18 protein-coding genes are annotated in these 19,013 nt (G+C 59.7%); 9 read left to right on the forward strand and 9 right to left on the reverse strand.

Annotation, left to right across the window (positions count from 1 at the left end):
- Positions 1 to 16 precede the first annotated feature (16 nt).
- Entirely contained in the window at positions 17 to 454 is a 438-nt protein-coding gene (locus D5400_RS03670) for a hypothetical protein (protein ID WP_126007760.1), read from the forward strand.
- Between the two features lie 65 nt (positions 455 to 519).
- Here the strand turns inward: D5400_RS03670 and D5400_RS03675 are convergent, their stop codons facing one another.
- The 3 genes from D5400_RS03675 to D5400_RS03685 form a co-directional block, all read right to left on the reverse strand.
- Positions 520 to 2,433 (reverse strand): TRAP transporter permease, encoded by a 1,914-nt coding sequence (locus tag D5400_RS03675; RefSeq protein ID WP_164527772.1) that lies wholly within the window; start codon positions 2,431 to 2,433, stop codon positions 520 to 522.
- A 31-nt stretch (positions 2,434 to 2,464) separates the two neighbouring features.
- Complete coding sequence (locus tag D5400_RS03680; RefSeq protein ID WP_205665511.1) at positions 2,465 to 3,361, reverse strand: TAXI family TRAP transporter solute-binding subunit; 897 nt, start codon at positions 3,359 to 3,361, stop codon at positions 2,465 to 2,467.
- 118 nt (positions 3,362 to 3,479) lie between these two features.
- Complete coding sequence (locus D5400_RS03685) at positions 3,480 to 4,226, reverse strand: class II aldolase/adducin family protein (RefSeq protein ID WP_126007766.1); 747 nt, start codon at positions 4,224 to 4,226, stop codon at positions 3,480 to 3,482.
- 94 nt (positions 4,227 to 4,320) lie between these two features.
- Between D5400_RS03685 and D5400_RS03690 the strand changes: the two genes are divergently transcribed.
- Entirely contained in the window at positions 4,321 to 5,274 is a 954-nt protein-coding gene (locus D5400_RS03690; protein WP_126007768.1) for a LysR family transcriptional regulator, read from the forward strand.
- Here D5400_RS03690 and D5400_RS03695 read toward each other — a convergent pair.
- The 6 genes from D5400_RS03695 to D5400_RS03720 form a co-directional block, all read right to left on the reverse strand.
- Positions 5,232 to 6,974, reverse strand: coding sequence for a thiamine pyrophosphate-binding protein (locus D5400_RS03695; protein ID WP_126007770.1), 1,743 nt, complete (start codon positions 6,972 to 6,974; stop codon positions 5,232 to 5,234). The two genes, D5400_RS03690 and D5400_RS03695, sit on opposite strands and share 43 nt — an antisense overlap.
- A gap of 10 nt (positions 6,975 to 6,984) precedes the next feature.
- Positions 6,985 to 8,439 carry an aldehyde dehydrogenase family protein gene (locus D5400_RS03700; RefSeq protein ID WP_126007772.1) on the reverse strand — a complete coding sequence of 485 codons (1,455 nt, stop codon included), beginning with the start codon at positions 8,437 to 8,439 and terminating at the stop codon, positions 6,985 to 6,987.
- Positions 8,440 to 8,701: 262 nt separating this feature from the next.
- Positions 8,702 to 10,000 (reverse strand): TRAP transporter large permease, encoded by a 1,299-nt coding sequence (locus D5400_RS03705; RefSeq protein WP_126007774.1) that lies wholly within the window; start codon positions 9,998 to 10,000, stop codon positions 8,702 to 8,704.
- A gap of 33 nt (positions 10,001 to 10,033) precedes the next feature.
- Complete coding sequence (locus tag D5400_RS03710; RefSeq protein ID WP_126007776.1) at positions 10,034 to 10,564, reverse strand: TRAP transporter small permease; 531 nt, start codon at positions 10,562 to 10,564, stop codon at positions 10,034 to 10,036.
- Positions 10,565 to 10,571: 7 nt separating this feature from the next.
- Complete coding sequence (locus D5400_RS03715) at positions 10,572 to 11,561, reverse strand: TRAP transporter substrate-binding protein (RefSeq protein ID WP_164527773.1); 990 nt, start codon at positions 11,559 to 11,561, stop codon at positions 10,572 to 10,574.
- 196 nt (positions 11,562 to 11,757) lie between these two features.
- The gene (locus tag D5400_RS03720; RefSeq protein ID WP_126007781.1) at positions 11,758 to 12,687 is read right to left on the reverse strand and encodes a LysR family transcriptional regulator; all 930 of its coding nucleotides are present in this window, start codon (positions 12,685 to 12,687) and stop codon (positions 11,758 to 11,760) included.
- A 119-nt stretch (positions 12,688 to 12,806) separates the two neighbouring features.
- Between D5400_RS03720 and D5400_RS03725 the strand changes: the two genes are divergently transcribed.
- The 7 genes from D5400_RS03725 to D5400_RS03755 are packed head-to-tail and all read left to right on the forward strand — an operon-like array spanning position 12,807 to position 18,558.
- The gene (locus D5400_RS03725) at positions 12,807 to 13,292 is read left to right on the forward strand and encodes a nuclear transport factor 2 family protein (protein WP_126007784.1); all 486 of its coding nucleotides are present in this window, start codon (positions 12,807 to 12,809) and stop codon (positions 13,290 to 13,292) included.
- Positions 13,285 to 14,010, forward strand: coding sequence for an SDR family NAD(P)-dependent oxidoreductase (locus D5400_RS03730; RefSeq protein WP_126007786.1), 726 nt, complete (start codon positions 13,285 to 13,287; stop codon positions 14,008 to 14,010). The genes D5400_RS03725 and D5400_RS03730 overlap by 8 nt, the downstream gene beginning before the upstream one ends.
- A 25-nt stretch (positions 14,011 to 14,035) precedes the next feature.
- Positions 14,036 to 14,533: a nuclear transport factor 2 family protein gene (locus D5400_RS03735; RefSeq protein ID WP_126007788.1), complete on the forward strand. Its 498-nt coding sequence runs from the start codon at positions 14,036 to 14,038 to the stop codon at positions 14,531 to 14,533.
- Positions 14,530 to 15,525 carry a thiamine pyrophosphate-dependent dehydrogenase E1 component subunit alpha gene (locus D5400_RS03740; protein ID WP_245451417.1) on the forward strand — a complete coding sequence of 332 codons (996 nt, stop codon included), beginning with the start codon at positions 14,530 to 14,532 and terminating at the stop codon, positions 15,523 to 15,525. Before D5400_RS03735 ends, D5400_RS03740 begins: the two co-directional genes overlap by 4 nt.
- A complete protein-coding gene (locus tag D5400_RS03745) occupies positions 15,518 to 16,540 on the forward strand; it encodes an alpha-ketoacid dehydrogenase subunit beta (protein WP_126007790.1) in 1,023 nt (340 codons plus the stop codon). Before D5400_RS03740 ends, D5400_RS03745 begins: the two co-directional genes overlap by 8 nt.
- A complete protein-coding gene (locus tag D5400_RS03750; RefSeq protein WP_126007792.1) occupies positions 16,537 to 17,571 on the forward strand; it encodes a thiamine pyrophosphate-dependent dehydrogenase E1 component subunit alpha in 1,035 nt (344 codons plus the stop codon). The genes D5400_RS03745 and D5400_RS03750 overlap by 4 nt, the downstream gene beginning before the upstream one ends.
- Entirely contained in the window at positions 17,572 to 18,558 is a 987-nt protein-coding gene (locus D5400_RS03755) for an alpha-ketoacid dehydrogenase subunit beta (RefSeq protein ID WP_126007794.1), read from the forward strand.
- Positions 18,559 to 19,013: the final 455 nt, after the last annotated feature.

A 19,013-nucleotide genomic window follows, 5' to 3' on the forward strand; every position in this document is an offset into this window, starting at 1 on the left:
CATGGAGCGAATACAAATGGGATTGAGCCCCGGCGACATCGTCGAAATCAAAACTGACAAGGGCCTTGCCTATGTGCAGGTGACGCACGACCATCGGTCTTATCCGCACGTCGTGCGGGTCCTTGAAGGCCTTCACGAGGAGCGGCCTGCAAATATCGAGGAAATCGCTGCCACAGCCACGCTTTTCAGTGCGCTTCTGCCCTTGGAGAACATGCTCGAACGTGGTGCAGTTTCCGGCGAACGGGTTGGCCATGCCGCAATTCCGGAAGGCGACAGGGACTTTCCGACATTCAAGACGCCGATCCGGGATAAGGCCGGTGCCATCGCCTACTGGTGGTACTGGGACGGGGAGGGCCTGCGCTACGACGTCGACCCGCGGGAGGCGACTGACCGTATGCCAATGCGTGAAGTCATGACCGCGCGCACTTTGCTGGAGCGGCTGGTCGAGGCCTGAGCGTTTAGGCGGTCTATAAGAAAATGGCCCGCCGGTTACCGGCGGGCCATTTTTTGTTCGTTCAGTCAGCCTGCGCTTGCTTCCGCCGGCTGCGCTCGCGCGATGGGGCGGATCATTGCCCAAAGGACCCCGAAGGCGAGGACGCCGACCACGTCGGTCCAGATAAATCCTGGGAGGATGCTCGCTGGCAAGAGGGCAAGAATGCCCGCCACAACCAACATTACTCGCTCGGCTGGGCTGACCGACCGTCGGAAGAAGCCGACGATGCCTGCCGTCACGAGATAGATGCCGAGGATGGCGGTGGACAAGGTCCAGATCACCTCCAGCCAAGTGCCGTCGAAGATCAGCGCAGGCGTAAAGATAAACAGGAACGGTACGATATAAGCCGGCCAGGCAAGCTTCATGGATTCGATGCTGGTCGCCCAGGACGAAGCGCCGGCGATGTTTGCCGCTGCGAAAGAGGCAAGCGCCACGGGTGGCGTCACCATCGACAGAAGGCCGAAATAGAAGACGAACAAATGCGCGGCGATGACCGGCACGCCGACTTCCACCAGGGCGGGTGCGACGAGGGTTGCCAGGAGGATGTAGACGCCGACCGTCGGCATGCCCATGCCTAGCACCACGCTGATCAGCGCGGTGATGACCGCGAGCACGATGACGTTGCTGCCTGCAGCCGCGACGATGTTCATCGTCAGGTTGAAGGCAAGGCCAGAGATGTTGAGAACGCCGATGATGATGCCTGCCGCGGCGCAGACAATTATCAGATCGAGCGCTGACCGTCCGGTATCGGCGATGAGCGGCAGGATATCGCGCGCCTTCATGCGCTGACCCTTGTAGCCCATCACGAAACTGACCACGAGCAGCACGATCGTCGCCAGAACTGCCGCCCGTTCCGGCCGCATGTTGAGCTCAAAGAGCGCATAAAAGAGAACCGCGAAGGGAATGATGAAGTGCCAGCCGGCCTTTAATGCGCCCCAGCCGCTCGGGATGGCGTCTGCTGGTACGGCCAGCAGGTTACGCTTTCCAGCCCGGAGGTCCACGTTGATGAAGATCGCAACGTAATAAAGGATGGCGGCAGGCAGCGCGGCTAGCATGATGTCGACATAGTCGACCTGAATCATGTCGGCCATGATGAAGGCGGCCGCGCCCATGACCGGCGGCACCAATTGTCCGCCGGTGGAGGCCGTCGCTTCAACGGCTCCGGCATAGGCAGGCGAGAAGCCCGCGCGCTTCATCATAGGGATAGTGACGACGCCGGTTCCGACAACGTTTCCGACCGCATTGCCCGAGATCGAGCCGAACAGCGATGAAGCTGTAACAGCGACTTTGGCGGGTCCCCCGCGATATCGTCCCATAAGCGCGAGCGCACCGTCGTTGAAGAAGTTGGCAGCACCACAAGCCGAGAGTAGCTTGCCGAACAGCAGGTAAGGGACGACGATGACCACGGCGACCTTGAGTGCCTGACCAAGCATGCCATTGGCGTCCGTTGCCAAATAGATTGCGAGCTCAGAAAACATCGTCTCCCGGCTGCGAAACTCGCCCGGCATCAGATGTCCGAATAGGCCATATGCCATGAAAAGGAGTACGACGACGAAGATGCCCATGCCGACTGATGGCACGACGTTGAGCATGAGCGCCGCCAACACGACACCAGAGAGCGCGACCAGCCAGAAAGGCAGGTAGGGCGCTTCCATTGTGATGTTGATGTAGTCGATGGCGAGATAGAAGCCGACGCCGAGTGTCACGGCGGCGGCGAGCAGGCTTGCCACTTTCAACAAGCTGCCCACCGACGTCCTGGCGATCGCCAGGAAGCCGGTGGTCAGTGCCAATGTCAGACCTGCCGCCAGAAGCTGTGCATCATAGATAGAGACGCCAAGATAGCGATGCAGGTCGCCTGCATACCCGATCGAAAGGAGGACGATGAGCGTGCCGCTCAAGCGTTCCAGCCAGAGAAGCGGTCCACGATGTGGCGCTTCCACGTTGCTCTCTTCCAGCGACATCGCCTAAGCCTCAGTCCACCAAGCCGATTTCTTGGTAATAAGCAGACGCTGCCGGATGATATTCGATGCCCTCGAATTGCGGTGCCATCTCAGCCGGTTCGAACTCGGCAAATGTATTGAGGATTCCACGCACCTTGTCAGGGTTGTCATGCAGAAGCTCAACAATCTGGCGCACCACGTCGTCGTCGAGATGGGCCCCGCCGGTCAGCACGTAATCGTAGCCCATCATGGGTGTGTCTTCTTCGACCCCTGGTGCAGATCCACCTGGCACAACCTTGATGTATGACGTCGGGACGAACTTCTGCATCGCGGCTTCAGCTTCAGGCGTTTCCTCCACGGCAAGCCAGCGAATGCCGATTGCTGCGTCGGCTTCACGGGTTTTTCCCCCTTGGAGTGCGAAGAATGCAACATCCACATTCCCCGAGATCAAGTCGTCGACGCCATTTGGCACCGAGGGTACATTGCTTGCACTCATGTCGTCGATCGAGAGACCGCCAGCGGCGAGAATGCCGTCGACCTGTAGGCGAAGTGTCGGTTGCGCAGCGAAGCCATAGGTGATCGTCAGCCCCTCGATGTCGGAGACTGTTCTGTAGTCGGAATCAGCGCGTACCATGAAGCCATATGCCGAAGAGCTCAGCGACCCAATCGCTCGGATGTTTTCGAGTGGACGGCCTTCGAAGGGCTCATCACCGAACGCTGCAGCAGCGAAGTCGGGGCTGGGGACCAGTTGAAGATCCAGGCGGCCGGCATCGATGAGCGGCATGGACTGACCTGAACCCCCATACGCTTGCACGCGCACGTCCAGACCGAGTTCCTGTGACAGGAACTCGGCGAAGCCAGCATTCACTGCATAATTCTGCGAGCCCTGGGTACCCGCTCCGATGCCCAGCGACTGTGCGTTTGCCAAGCCGGTCAGCGTAAGGCTTGCGGCTACGCAAGCACTCGAAAGAATGTGATAGTTCATGTTGGTCTCCTCCTTGTTTGTAGACTAGCCGGCGAATCTCCCATCCGCCGGCTCTCATCTTTTAAAGTCCGCTGAAGCCGGCGCGGCCGACCCAGTAATCCCAGGCACGTGCCAAAGGCATTTCGCTGAGCAGCATCTTGCTGGCCATGTCGATTTCGCCATCGGTCAGGTACGTAACCTCACCGAGCTGCCGCGTCTGCTGGATGAGTGCGGCATTGTCCTTGAGCGCGATCGAAATCATGATGACCGAGCGGATGTCGTCGGCCGCACAGATGCAGCCATGGCCACGCAGCAGCGCAACGCGGTTGTTGCCGAGCGTGCGCGCGAGCGAGTGGCCCATCTCCATGCTGTCTACCAGCATGTTGGTATCGCCGAACTCGTCCTGGCTGTCCCAGGTGTGGATGTCCTTGCCGATGACCGACGCCATATGGAACATCGGTCGCAGTGAGATGTCGACCATCGTGAAAGGCAGAACCGAACGGGCATGGTGGTGCGTCACCGAATTGACGTCTGGGCGATCCTTGTAGATCGCGCCATGGATGTGACGCTCCGCATATGGCCGGCGATGATCGTCGCCGACAAGGTCGCCGTCCAGCGTAAATTCCATGATATCCCCGCGGGTTACGACAGCGGGGCTGCGAGACCGCGATAGAAAATATGTGTTCGGATTGAGCGGGTTGCGGACGCTGATATGTCCGAAATCGTCGATGACGTCCTCTCGCGCGAGAATCCGGTTTGCGATGACCAGTGCGGTCAATGTCGCGTCTAAAACTGCTGCGTCGCCCTGTCGTGTAATTTGCTGGTTCATGCTTATGGCCCTCCATCTGCTGAAGTGAGCCTAGCTTGCCGCATGCCCGGCATCGAATATATAGTTCCGATCTCACTATAGCTCGGAAGCTATCATGCGCTCATTGATCTCGCAGATCTCGATCCATAAACTTGAGGTGTTCTGTCTCGTTGTGGAACTCGGCAGCTTCTCGCGTACCGCGGAGCGTATGGGCATCGCTCAGCCGGTCGTCTCGGCGCATGTGAAGGCGCTTGCTGAGAAGTTTGGCGCGCCCCTAACGGGAAGGACAGGACGTAAAGTCACCCTTACGGAGGAGGGGCAACGGGTCTATAGCTGGGCACGTGAGATCGTGAGCCGCACACGCGAAATGGAACGCGAAATGGCCGATTTTCAGCGCGGATTCGTCGGCAAAGCAACCGTAGGCGCATCCATGACGCTCGGCTCCTATGTTCTGCCGGGTTTGATCTCGCAGTTCCACGAAATCTATCCGAAGGGAGAGATCTCGGTGCGTGTGGCGACGCCGGTGTCGGTAACGGACGCCGTCCATATCGGTGACTGCGATTTCGCCTATACTATTCTGGATCCACGCCACGAGACTGCGGGTCTTGAGGTCGACAAGGTCATGGACGAGGAACTCATCCTCGTCGCATCCAGCAAATCGAATATCGGTGGCAGCAACCTCAGTTCATCCCAACTGACCAAGCTGCCCTTCATCACCGCGCAATCCGGTACGCCTCGACGCGAGATCGAAGAGCATTGTCTTGCGCGCTACGGCGTGAAACGTGAGCACATCGCCATGGAATTCGGGCACGCCGAGTCCATCAAGCAGGCGGTGCGCGCCGGCGCTGGCGCCGCCTTTCTGTTTCGTTCATCCGTATCTGACGAGTTGGACGCGGGTACGCTGCGCGTGATCATGACGCCGGGAATGGAACTGCGGGTCCCCGTCTATCTCGTCAAGAGACGGGGCAAGCAGCTCTCCCATTTCCAGGTATCGCTGATGGAAGAGCTGAGCCGCGGGTTAAAGGGTCAGGAACCGCTGCGCAGAGCCCCGACCATGGAAGGCGCATAACCCTTTGCTGTGTCGATTTCTATGACTGCGGTTCCGCCATCGGCTACGACGGCGAGCGCCTCGTCCAGCGTCCGAAGCAGCGCATCGGCACCACGTACCAATCCAGGACTGAAGGCGCCGAACCCGCGAGCGATGGCGCTAATGTCGATATCTGGATCATTCATGACGATGCCCACGTGCTTGTTTTCGGGTGGGCGACTCCTGTGCTTGGCGACGGTCTCCTGGTGCACTTCGTCATTGTAGAAGGAGCGGTTGTTGAGAACGATAACGAGAAGCGGAACGTTCTTGTTGATGCCGGTCCAGAGAGCGGATGCATTCATCAGGAAGTCGCCATCGCCGAGTACCGCCAACGGCAGCCGGTCGCTTTCTGTATCGCGCAGCGCGAGCGCCGCGCCGACGGCCATGCCGCAGCCTGAGCCGATACCGCCACCACCGTCGTAGCCGAGTGCGCCGAGCGGATGGTCGACCGGCCAGTCCGCTCCTGTCCAGCTCAATGGTCCACGGATGAGGCAGGGCCTGTGAGCATCAAGCTTTGAACGCAGGAGAGCGGCAATGTCCTGTGGCGTCAGTATATCGCCAGTCGGCAGTTCCGGCTGCTCAGGCAGACCGGGCGAGGTGGCTTCCGGAAGGCCCAGAGCCGCAGCGAGCGCCGCAATCACGCGGTCCGGCTCGTTCATGAAGGCGATGTCTGCCGGAAACGGCGCGCCGCCATCCTTCGACCAGCCGCGATGGGCGTAACTGTCGAGCGATGCCGAGATGATCTTCGCAGGCACGACCCCATCGATGAAGACCGACCGCAATGTTCCGCCGAAATCCAGCCAGTCCAGATTGATGATCAGATCGGTGGCAGCAATCGCAGCCTTTGCATCGGCATCGGGAAAGTAACCTGCTTTGCCAACAGTCGCAGGGTGAACTGTCGGAAAGGTCGATCCGGTCTTAAAATCCGTGATCACGCGGGCGCCAAGATGTTCGGCCAATGCGATGCGGCGGGTCCAGTCGTCTAAGTCGCGCGACATCCGGCCCATCAGCATCACGATGTTCTTTGCATCTCCAAGCATTGCGACAGCTGACGCAACGAGTTCTGCAGCCGGGTCTGTTGAAACTGGTGCGCCGCGACGGCGAACATCGATCGGAGCCAGTGCCGTCACGACTTTCTCTTCCTGAAGCGCCGCATCAACGTTGACGTACACGGGGCCGCGCGGGGCGGTTTCCGCGATAGCAGTGCCCTGAAGCAAGGCCTCACGTGCTGCCGCGACGCTGCCGGGTTGATCGTCCCACTTGATGAAGTCGCGTACCAATGCGCCTTGGTCCTGCGCGGTATGGATCCACTCGATCCAAGGCCGCCGCTTGGCAGCATCGAGTGGTCCCGTCGCCCCGATCACCATCATTGGCACCCGGTCACAGAACGCGTTGAAGATGCCCATCGAACCGTGCATCAGCCCGACATTTGAATGAAGCGCTACGGCCATTGCCCGGCCGGTGATCTTGGCCCAGCCGTGGGCGATTGCGACGGCCGCTTCCTCATGGATGCAAAGGAGAATTTCCGGGTCGTCATTGGTGAAATTCACCAGGCTGTCATGGATGCCGCGATAACTGGCGCCCGGGTTGAGTGCGATGTAGCGCAGGCCGAGCGCGCTTAGCGTCTCAGCGATAACGTCGGAGCCCCATTCAGGCGTCTGGTTCTGTGTCTTGTCCTGCATGGCGATCCCGTCAGAGCATGATGTTGATGGTTTTGGTCTCGGTGTAGCTGTAGAGTTCTTCGCGGCCTTCCTCGCGGCCGACGCCGCTGGTCTTCATCCCGCCGAATGGGACGCCGAGGAAGTGCATGCTGGCTCCGTTGATCCACAAATGACCCGAGCGGACCTTGCGCGCCATGCGGAGCGCATCGCGGATATCGTTCGTCCAGATCGCCCCGGTCAGTCCGTATTCGGTGGAATTGGCCATTTCCACAGCCTGGTCGAAGGACTTCCATTTGCTGACGGCGAGCACCGGGCCGAACACTTCGTTTTGCCAAAGCCTATGCGCTGGCGTGATGTCGGCATAGACGGTGGGTGCGACCCAATACCCCTTTTCGAATTGCTTGCCGGCCGGCCTTCCGCCGCCGAGCATCTTGCGCGCTCCGTCGGCGTCCGCGGCGGCGCAATGCTCGAGGATGCGCTTCATGTGCACCTCGGAATTGACCGGCCCGACATCTGTGGTTTCGCTCAACGGATCACCGAGCTTTAGGGCGGATACCCGTTCGACAACTGCCTTGAGCACACGATCATGGATGTCTTCGTGCAGAAGAAGCCGGCTCAGCGATCCGCAGCTTTGACCCTGCCAGGAGAAGTTCATGCCGGCGACGGCCGCATCGGCGATCTTCTCCGGATCGCAGTCGGGAAAGACGATCATCGGGTTCTTGCCGCCGAGCTCCAGCGAGATGTGCTTGACCGTTACCTCGGCTGCGGCGCGCTGGATGGCGCGGCCGGTGACCGGTGAACCAATGAAGGCGATGCGCTTGATGCGCGGATGTCGAACGATGGCATCGCCGGCGCCGCGCCCGTCGCCGGTGACGATGTTGAATAGACCGGCCGGAAGAACTTCCTTGGCGATCTCAGCAAGGATCATGGCCGACAGTGGCGACGTCTCCGGAGGCTTGACAATCACTGCATTGCCGGCTGCCAACGCTGCGGCAGTTCGCGCGACAGCAAACATCACCGGATGATTGAATGGGGCAATGCGCGCCACCACCCCATAGGGCTCATGCATCGTCATATGGATATGATCGCGCGTGGCGGGTATCGTTTCGCCGCGGAGATCCGGACCAAGGCCGGCATAGTAGCGCAGGGACTCGACCGCAGTCGGAACGTCGATCATCCGCATCGGACGGATCGTGTTGCCGGTGTCCGTCACCTCCACGCGCAAAATCTCGTCCGCCCGCGCCGCGATCGCGTCGGCAAACCTGTTCATGACTTGAGCGCGTTCCATCGGTGTGCGCGCCGCCCACTCGGGCCACGCCTGCTCTGAGGCGACCACGGCGCGCTCCACGTCATCACGCGTAGCAACTGGTACGCGACCGATAGGTTCTTCGGTGGCCGGGTTGACCGAAGTGGACCATTCACCGCTCCCGCCCTCAACCAGTTCCCCGCCGATGAGCATTCGCTCAGCCTGAGTAATCCGCTCCATAAGACTGCCTCCCTGACAACAGGAGAGGAATCGCGTGTCGAGAACGATCAGTCAAATATATAGATGTATCCCTCTCTATAGTGTTGAGGGTATCGCGCGCACATCATTGACGGGCGTCTTCGCCGTCGCATCAAACCGCATTGATCGATTGACTAGAGGGACATGAAAAGCGGCGAGTTGTGGGGAGACATGCTGGTTAGGGATTGGCGACCACGAGCTCAATCTTGTGAGCAGTGGCCCGTGGGGCCATCCTGAAGCTAAGTTAGATCAGGCCCGGCAGGAATAGTGCGATCTGGGGGAAGGCCATCAATAGGGCTATGCCAATGAGCAACGGGATAACAAAGATTAATGATCCACCAACAATGTCGGAGAAAACGCCATCAGGGACCACGCGCTTCAAAACAAATAGGTTGAAGCCGAGTGGTGGGGTAATAGCAGCGATCTCGATCTGAATGGTGATGATGATGCCGAACCATATCGGATCGTAGCCGAGCGCGACGACTGCCTTCAGGAAGATTGGCACGACAATCACAAGGATGCTTAGCGGGTCCAGAAACATGCCAAGGATCAGCAGGAAGACGTTAATGACGACGATGATGATCCAAGGCGCAACGTCTAGCGAAGTCAGAAAATTAGACATCTCTTGCGGTACGCCAAGGCGTGTCAGCGCAAAGGACGAGAATAGGCCCCCAATTAGAAGGAGCATGAACATTGCGGTTGTACGCACCGTGTTGTCGAGTGCGCGGGCCAGCAGGCTGATCCTTAGTTTCCGCATTGCCAACGCAGTGACAATGGCGGCAGCCGCGCCAACAGCTCCGGCCTCGGTAGGGGTTGCAAATCCGAAGTAGATCGAAACGATTACTGCGAGCGCAATCAGAACAACGGGGGCTGCCTCGCCGGATGCACGCATCTTCTCCACGATTGGCACTCGTCTTGTGACACGTGGCGCGATCTCTGGTTTCAGCATCACCTGGATGACGATGAGTGCACAAAGAAGACATGCCATCATGATGCCAGGCAGGATGCCAGCGACGAATAGTTTGCCGATCGATGTTTCGGTGATCACGCCATAGAGGATCATAGGCACCGAGGGCGGGATAAGGATGCCGAGAGTGCCGCCGGCCGCCGTCGCTCCAAAGGCGAGCCGCCGACTGTAGCCATTTCGGATCATCTCAGGTACCGAGATGGCGCCGATCGTTGCCGCCGTGACAGGGCTAGACCCGCAAACAGAGGCAAAGCCCGCACAGGCGCCGATGGTCCCCACCGCAAGTCCGCCTGGCAGGCGTCTTGTCCAAATTGCAGCGGCCCTGAAAAGCGAGGTTCCGAGGCCGCTGAGGGCGATCACTTCACCCATCAGGATGAAAAGTGGCACTACGACGAGAATGAAGCTTGCTGACTGAGAGTAAGCGATATTGGCCAGTTGGCTGACAGCGCCGCCGGACACGAAAATCCATGTTGCGGCGATCCCGATCAGGCCCATTCCCACGGCGACTGGCACCCTCACGGCCATCAGCAATATCAAAGAAGCGACAAAACTCGCAAACCAAACGATCGCTTCCATGGGTCTCTCCGCTACCTCAGCGTCCAGTTGGCTTCAATGATCGGGACGCGCGGTAAACGCAGCAGCGGACGGCCAGGTCGCCCGTCCGAAGCCCATCAGCGCCGTCAGGATGAATTGCGCAATGCCGATCGGGCCGATCAGATAGACCCATTTCAAGGGGATCGGGATCGCCGCGACCGCTAGCCGGTCGTCGTCGAAAGCACGCGCCGTCACCCGGTAGAGGTGCCAGAGAAAGATCGCGCCGAAGAGGATCACGAGCGCCATGGCGACGTGGCCGACGAATGGTCGGATCGTGCCCGGCACCAAGCCGTCGAAGAGTTCGACGACGACATGATGGCCGCTCTCCAGCGCCGGCGCCATGGCCAAAAACACGACATAGACAAGCGTGAACTGGGCAACGTCGTAAGGCCAGAGCGCTGGCGATCCGCCGATGCGGGTCGCAACGGCTAGAAGAACCAGCATCACGATGATCAGAGTCAGCAGGGAAGCGGCGGCGGCGAAAGCGCGATTGACCGACTTCACCGCCCGCTCATAGTGCTTGAACCATTCCGGCGCACCGTTCATCGTCGTGCTACCAGTAGACGCTCAGCTTCTCTTCCAGTGAAATGCCTACATCGCCGCTCGCCGCTCCGATCTCCTCGAAGATCGGAAGCGAAGCATCGAGAAACGCCTGGGTTTCTTTCTGGGTACCCACGTGAACCTGACCCCCACCCGCTTCGATGGCGGCGATCTGCTCGTCCATCTTTTCCATGATGTAGGGTACAGCACGGACCGTCGCCTCGGCCGAGACCTCCTCAATGATCGCGCGATCTTCCTCCGAAAGATCGTTCCAGATATCCCGGTTGATCATGTAGGTGACGATGTTCGACGGCAGGTTGAGGTTGGTGTAATAAGGAGCCACCTCGTAGAGGCGCAAAGCTGCGGTCACGGTCGGGTTCATCAGGGCGCAGTTTACGGTGCCGTTCTGCAGGGCGACATAGATCTCACCGGTGTCGATTGGCACCGGGCTCGCGCCCATCGCTTCCACCTGCTTGGACTGCCAGCGGCCTGCGGCACGCACCGTTTGCCCCTGCCAGTCTTCCGCTGACTGCAGGAACCCGTCGCGGCAGATCACGCCGGTTCCGAACGCCGTCTGGCCCCACAATGGCACGACGCCCTGGGGTTCCAATGCTGCTGTGACGTCCGGCCAGATTTCGACAAAGGCCGCGCTGGCATCCTCTGCGGTCGCCGGCAGCCCGCCGATCATCTCGGCATAGCCGAGCGCCGGCACCGCGCCGGACATGAAGGAGGCGAGACCGATGCCCATCGGCACAACGCCGTCGCGAACTGCGTCGAGGGTTTCGGTGACCTTGGCTAGCGCGCCGTTATAGACCGGCTCGATGACAATCCGGCCCTCGGTGCGGGCGGCGATCTCGTCGATCCACCAGCGCATCGTGTCGCCAAAATTGTCCTGTTCGTTGTGATAGACGCTGATCTCCAGCGTCGTCTGGGCGCTGGCCGGCAAGGCGAGCGACATGGCACAGGCAGCGCTGAGCGCCGCGACGGAAATACGGATACTCACGGGCATGATCCTCCCAAGCTTGTCAGCCGGAAACGCACGCGCGAAAGGCCGGCTTCCTCCAAGATCCCACCGAAGCGATGTCTCCTCCACGGCGACGGACGGATCGAAGCGGATGGTGAGGATTTCTGCCATGTCAGGCAAATTGCAATAGCGAATAAATCCCATTCACAGCGTGAATACTGGTTTCCGCAACGCATTATCTGGTGTCGATGCGAATGGCCTCGGCGGTGAAGGAGCGAAGCCAGCGGTGTCCGGCATCGTAGTCTTGGCGCTTGTGCCACCACTGATAGACCATGTTAGGCTCGAGCGAGATCGGAATGTGCGCCCAAGTTAACCGCCTGTCGCGGCAGAGGAAAGCGACGCAGCGATCGGGCACGGTCGCGACGAGGTCCGTGCCGGGCAGAATGTTCATCAATGATGTCGCATGCGGCACATCGAGCACGATGCGTGGGTCCGGCCGGCGCTGATAAAGCGCCCGCTCAACGAGATTGCCCGTCGCGCCCCGCGGGCTAACAATGACGTGAGGCGCTGAAACATATGCTTCTTCCGTCAGCTCCGGCCTGACGCCGCGACGTCGGCGTAATGCCGGATGATCGCTACGGAGAACCGCGACATACACGCTCTTGACCAGATATTCCGAGCAGAAGCTGCTCGACAGCATCACCCGGCCGATCGCCAGATCCGCCTCGCCCCGATCGAGACTATCCTCGTAATCGGCATGGTCGAGTTCCGTTACGCGCATGTTTACCCGCGGCGCGGCTAGCGCCAGCTTGCGCATCACTTCAGGCAGGAAGGCGGCGGCGCCAACGTCGTTCATCAACAGGGTGAAGGTGCGCTCCGATGTCATCGGATCAAAGGTGACGACCTGGGAAAGTCCCGATCGTATCTGTGACAATCCCTGTTGGACGGGATCACAAAGCCGCAGCGCAAACGCAGTTGGCTCCATGCCGCGACGAGTGCGGACGAACAGCGGGTCTCCTAAGATCATGCGCAGGCGCTGCAGCGCGTTGCTCACCGCCGGCTGCGAGAGGCCGACGCGGTTTGCTGCGGCCGAAACGCTGCCTTCACGCAGCAGTGCATCAAACACCCTCAATAAGTTCAGGTCGAACGTGTTGGGATTATGCATCGTACGGCCTCATCTGTCGCAACCGATTTATATTCGCCACGTCAATACGGACAATTCCTTTTTTGAATTTGCTGAAACTTTGCTCTCGGCCATAGCCTCTGCGCGGGAGGACATATCCGATGGTAACCTTCACCGCTGATGACGTGCGGCTTGAGCGCTGGGTGCGTGGCAGCTTCTTCATCGCGAACACTGAGGCTGCGCGCAGCAACAAAATGATGATGGAGCGCCATTTCCTCGTGGAGTGGAACGGCGACATCGAAGCAACAATGGCGACCATCCACCCAAAGAATCCGTGGCAGCGTATTCCGGCGTTTGGGGTCGACGTGAACGGTCGCGAAGCGGTGCGGGAATATTACCTAAGCCGCTTTAGCAGTTGGCCAGGACCCGCAATGAAGCATTTCGATCGCGTTATCGTGACGGAGGACTGCATTCATGTGGAAGGAACGCTCACGGTCGAACCTCGCGGCAGCTTCGGTCAGGTCAAAATAACTGCCAAATTGCTTTCAGCGCCGGCCATTATTGTCGTCGATTTTCGTGATGGTCTGATCCTTGGAGAGACGGTTTATGTGGATGGCCAGACCCTGACGGGCGAAATCAATGGCTGATCTGCCGAGAGTCGCACTCGTTGCAGGTGGTGCCGGATCAATTGGGCTTGAGACCTGCCGCATCCTGGCCGCCGAAGGTTGGTCGTGCCTCTCCTGCGACATCGAGGCGCCGTCCGAGGATCTGGATGGAGTGATCTACCGGCAGATCGACGTCACATCGGTTGCGAGTGTCGCGGAAGCCGTGGAAACAGCTGCTGGCATGGGCCGCCTCACTGCACTAATCAATGCTCACGGGGTCATGGTCGAAACGGCTTTCCCCGATTTCGACACCGCAGCTTTTTCCAAGATCGTCGACATCAATCTGTTGAGCGTCGCGCGTCTTTGCGCTGAAGCGGGCCCAAAAATTGTCGATGGCGGCGCCATCGTAAACCTGTCCAGCGTGACGGCATCAATGGGCCGCACCCGTAATGCCTTTGCCTATCAAGCAACAAAGGGCGGCATCGAGGCGATGACCAGGTCTTTTGCCATTGCGCTCGCCGAACGCGAAGTTCGCGTGAATTGTGTGCAGCCCGGTTATCTGAGCACGCCCATGCGCGGTGCCGGCATTGAAGCAAGAGCGAGGCAAGGTGGCAATCAGGCTTTGGAAAAGCTGACTCCTTTCGGGCGGCTGGTGACGCCGGCGGAGGTGGCCGCGGTGGTCGCCTTTCTCTGTTCACGCGCTGCCTCCGGCATTTCAGGTGCCGTCATCCCGGTCGATGGCGGCCAGCGTGCCTACTGAACGAAGACAGTCAAGGAGAACGACGATGGTTGATACCGGCCCCTTCGATTTTTCCGCCGAACGCATTATGGCGGGCGGTGCCAAGGCTGACGCGAACTGGCGACGCCTCGAAGAGCACACGGTAGCGGAATGGTCGGGTGATCTTGACGCGACCATGGCAACAATGACGCGCAACGATCCGTTTCAGATCATGTATGCAACCGGTTTGAACGTGCGCGGCTTCGACGAAGTTCGAGCATTCTACAAGCGGCGTATGGAAACTTTTTCCGGCCAGGGCTTTTTCGCCAAGCGATGGGTGATCTCCGACGATGTGATCGTGGGCAACGGCTATTTTTCAGGCGCACCCACCGGCGAATTCTTCGGCGCGCCAGCAACCGGAAAGACGCTGCTCATTCCCATGAGCCTCTGGATTTATTTCGAAGATACGCTCTTGAGAGGCGAGGCCACTTATCTCGACGGCCACGAGCTGCGGCTCCAGCTTCGCGAGGGTACATCCGGCGACATTTCGGAGCCGGTCTGGTGATCACGTCTTCCGCTCCACCGGCTGATGAGCATGACCATCTGCGGCGTAAATTCCTGGTCGAAACCTATCGGATGATGTTGCTGATCAGGTATTTTGAGGAACAGGTTCGCTCATTGTCGCAGGGTGGCCTCGTCCCGGGCCTCGTCCATCTTTGCGCAGGACAGGAAGCCACCAATGCGGGCACCTGCATGCATCTTCGCAAGGACGACTACATCGCCAGTCACCACCGCGGGCACGGACATTGCCTTGCCAAGGGCGCGCGGCCCCATCTGCTAATGGCCGAAATACTGGGTCGACAAACCGGCTATTGCGGCGGCCGGTCGGGCTCCATGCACATCTTTGATCGGGAGAACGGCAATCTCGGCACAAACGGCATCGTCGGCGGCGGCATCCCACTTGCCGCCGGCGCCGCGCTGTCAGCCAAGGCCCGGGGCACGGAGCAGATCGCAGTCGCATATTTCGGGGATGGCGCTCTCAATCAAGGCCTCGTTCCCGAATGCATGAACATGGCTGCTATCTGGTCGCTGCCAGTCGTCTTCGTTTGTGAGAACAACGGCTTCGGTGAATTCACGGCAACAGAGGATGTGACCGCCGGTCAGAGCCTTCTATCGCGCGGGCAAGTCTACGACATCCCCTCGGTCGAGGTCGACGGAATGGATGTTCTTGCGGTCAGTGCCGCTTTTGTTGAAGCCCGCGACCGCGCCCGCCGAGGCGGCGGCCCATCGTTTCTTCTCTGCAACACTTACAGGTTCGGCGGACACCACGCCGGCGACAGGCAGGATTACAAGAGCGAGGAAGATGCGCGGCTCTGGCGCGATCGCGATCCCATCCCGAAGCTCGCCATGCACTTAAAAGCGGCTGAAATCGCCTCGCCCGCGGTGCTTCAGGACATCGAGGCGTCCGTCGAGGAGGAGATTCAGGCGGCAGTTCAGTTCGCGAAGGCCTCTCCTGCACCGGAAAGCCTCGACCTGAGGGTTCAGCTTCATGGCTGAGACGTCCATCAGCACCTATCGCAGCGCGATCATCGACGCATTGGCGGAAGAGATGCGAAACGATGCCGGCGTCTTTCTCATGGGCGAAGACATCGGCAAGGCCGGCGGCGTCTTCAAGCAGACCGAGGGCCTTTTCATCGAATTCGGCGCCGAGCGGGTCATCGATACACCGATATCAGAGCCGGGAGCGTTCGGGATGGCTGTCGGCGCCGCGATGACCGGCATGCGGCCGGTCTTTGAGGTGATGTTCGGCGACTTCATGACGCTGATCATGGATCAGCTCGTCAATCAGGCGGCCAAGGTAGCATATATGTCGAATGGCCAGTTCACCGTACCGCTCGTCGTGCGCACGACGATGGGCACGGGCTCCAGCCTGGGGCCGCAGCACTCGCAGTCGCTGTACGCTTGGGCATGCCACGTTCCAGGGTTGAAGGTTGCCGTACCTTCCACCCCTGCGGACGCGAAGGGTCTCTACAAATCGGCGATCCGCGACGCAAACCCGGTGCTCATCTTCGAGGACCGCATGCTCTACGGTCTCAAAGGCCCGGTAGCAGTGGGCGAGACCTCGCTCGTTCCTCTTGGCCAGGCGGTCGTCGCGCGTGGAGGCCGAGACCTCACCGTCGTCGCTGTCGGGCGGATGGTACAACATGCGCTGAAGGCCGCCGAGCGCCTATCAGAGGATGGTATCGAGATTGAGGTTGTCGATCCGCGCACGCTTCTGCCGCTCGACGTCGAGACCATCGCGTGCTCGGTCAGGCGCACCAACCGCGCGCTGGTTGTCGATGGCGGTGCGCAGCAATACGGCGCCGGCGCGGAAATCGCCCAAAGCATCAACGAAGCCGCATTTGATTGGCTCGACGCCCCAGTGATGCGGCTTTGCGCTGAGAACATCCCCGTACCGATCAGCCGAACGCTCGAGCCGCTGGTTCAGCCCGACGAGAGCCGGATCGTGGCAAAGGTCAAAGAACTGCTGGTCGGTCATCGCTGGCCGGATCGAGAGGACGACAGCCCATGAATGATGAAATCCGACAGCGCCGCTGGACGTTCCTGAAGCAGATGATGTTGATCCGCCGCTTCGAGGAAGCGGTCGCTACTGCCGGCGCCGAAAAGGCCTTTCCCGGGCACTACCATCTTTATATCGGCCAAGAGGCGACGGGCGTCGGCGCTATGGCGGCCCTTGGTCCGAGCGATAAGATTGCAACGACGCACCGCAACCACGGCCATGTATTAGCGCGAGGCGCAGATCCGGAAGCATGTCTGGCTGAAATCATGGGGAGGGCCAATGGCATCAATCGCGGCCGAGGCGGCACGATACATCTGTGCGATCCCGAGCTCGGCTTTCTGCAGACCTCCGGTGTGGTCGGCAGTGTAGTCGGGCTTGCGGCCGGCGGCGGATATGCTTGTAAGCTGAAGGGAGATGGCAGTCTGACTGCTGCGTTTTTCGGTGACGGGGCGCTGGAGGAGGGTATCGCGTTCGAGTGCCTCAATATCGCCGCTCTCTGGGGCTTGCCAGTGATCTTCATCTGCGAGAACAACAGCGCCGATGCGCTTGGCATGGCCAAAGGCGGCTATCCAACGCTGGTGCACGCTGCCAATGATCTGCGCAGCATCCCTGGGTCGCTCGGCATCGAAGCTATCAGAGTTGATGGAACCGAAGTCGAAGAGGTGCATCGTGTAGTTGCTCATGCGGCGGCGCATTGCCGTGCGGGCAAGGGGCCCCTTTTTATCGAAACGGTGACCCGCCGCTGGGCTGGCAGCGCGCCGCTCTGGCCTGAGCTTGCCACCGGCATCACCGACATCGGCATGGCAACGGGACGAACCAAGATCGATGACGGTCCACATTCATACTGGTATCGCCATAACGATCCTGTGCTCAAACTTGCGCGGCAAATTTTGCAGGACGATCACTCAGCTCGGATGCAGATCGAACTGCTTGACGAGCAGACCCAAGCCCACATGAGAGCAGTCGTGGAGCGGGTCCACCAGTCGCCTTACCCCGAACTCGCTACAGCCACAGATTTCGTGTTCGCGCAGGGAGCCGCCTGAATGCCGCACCAGAAGACTTATGCCGCCGCTTTCGTGGATGCGCTCCTAGATAGTATGTCCGACGACCGGATGGTGACACTGATCGGAAGTGCGCCTTTGGGTCTTGGACCAGAGCGGCATCTGACGGAGGAACTTCGCCATCAGTATCCGGACCGCGTGCTAGACCCACCGACAGCCGAAGGCGGCGTCGCCTCTGTTGGCGCAGGTGCTGCAATGGCGGGAGCCCGACCTTTTGTTGATTTGCTGACCGGCAGCTTTGTCTATCTTGCGTGGACTCAGATCGTGAACGAAGCCGCTAACGGGCATTACATGTCCGGTGGCAAACTTCAGGTTCCGGTTACCTACCACTGCCTTGAAGGCGTTCGTGGTGCAGGCGCGCCTCAGCATAGTCAGAGCCCTCACGCCATGCTTTGGAATGCTCCTGGTGTGGAGATTGTCATTCCCTCGATGGCCTCCGATGTCTACGGCCTGATCCGAACAGCTATTGCGAGTCCCAATCCCACAATGATCTTTTCTCACGCGAAGATACTGGGCATTGAGTCTGACGTGCCACCGTCTCGCACCCCAATCCCGTTTGGTAAAGCAGATATCAAACGACATGGTCGTGACGTTACCATCGTGGCTCTGTCAATTTGTGTGCATCATGCGTTGGCGGCCGCGGTAGAACTCGCTGAAGAGGGCATCGAGGCCGAGGTCATAGATCCAAGGACGTTGGTGCCGTTCGATGAGGAAACGATCCTTGCATCAGTGAAGCGGACCGGGCGCCTGGTCATTGCGGACGAAGTACCACAACGAGCAAGTGCGGCATCTGAAATCGCGGCGACCATCGCCGAGCGGGGGTTTGATTATCTGAAGGCCCCGATCTCGCGCGTCACGCGCCCGGATACTCCAATCCCTTTCAGTCCCGCCCTGGAGCAATCTTTGATACCCTCAGCTCGGAAAATTGCTGAAGCTTCGCGGGCATTGTGCATGTACCGCAATCAATAGGAACTGCGCTCAGCGAGCGCACGGCCAAAGCTCTTCGCATTGTCAGAACGCGCCCGGGCGTCCTGGCAAATCTGTTTGACCTCACGCGATTCGATCTTAAGGAGGCGTGCCGGCCATTGGGCCAGTGTGAAGTTGAGCGGGCTCCTGCCCCCGACATGGCCAGCCTGTTGGGCAACTGCCAGCCGTGCTCGAGATAGAGTTCTTTGGAAAGTTTCGCTTGAAGTGCGGATGATTGACCGACTTCATCTGATCGGTATCGCTCCGGCTCCAAACCGCATGGGCGATGCAATCGGAATGGTCTGACAGATGACGCCATTGCTGGAATGGCAACTCGACCCGAGCGCCGCAGCACCTGGATCACCTGATATCTCTGATTCACATCTGGAGAATCGCGTTTCTAAAGCAGGGAGTAACGGGGGGAATGCGGGGATTGGTGTTGCACGACGTTTATAAGG

Source organism: Georhizobium profundi (genome assembly GCF_003952725.1).
Classification (GTDB): Bacteria; Pseudomonadota; Alphaproteobacteria; order Rhizobiales; family Rhizobiaceae; genus Georhizobium; species Georhizobium profundi.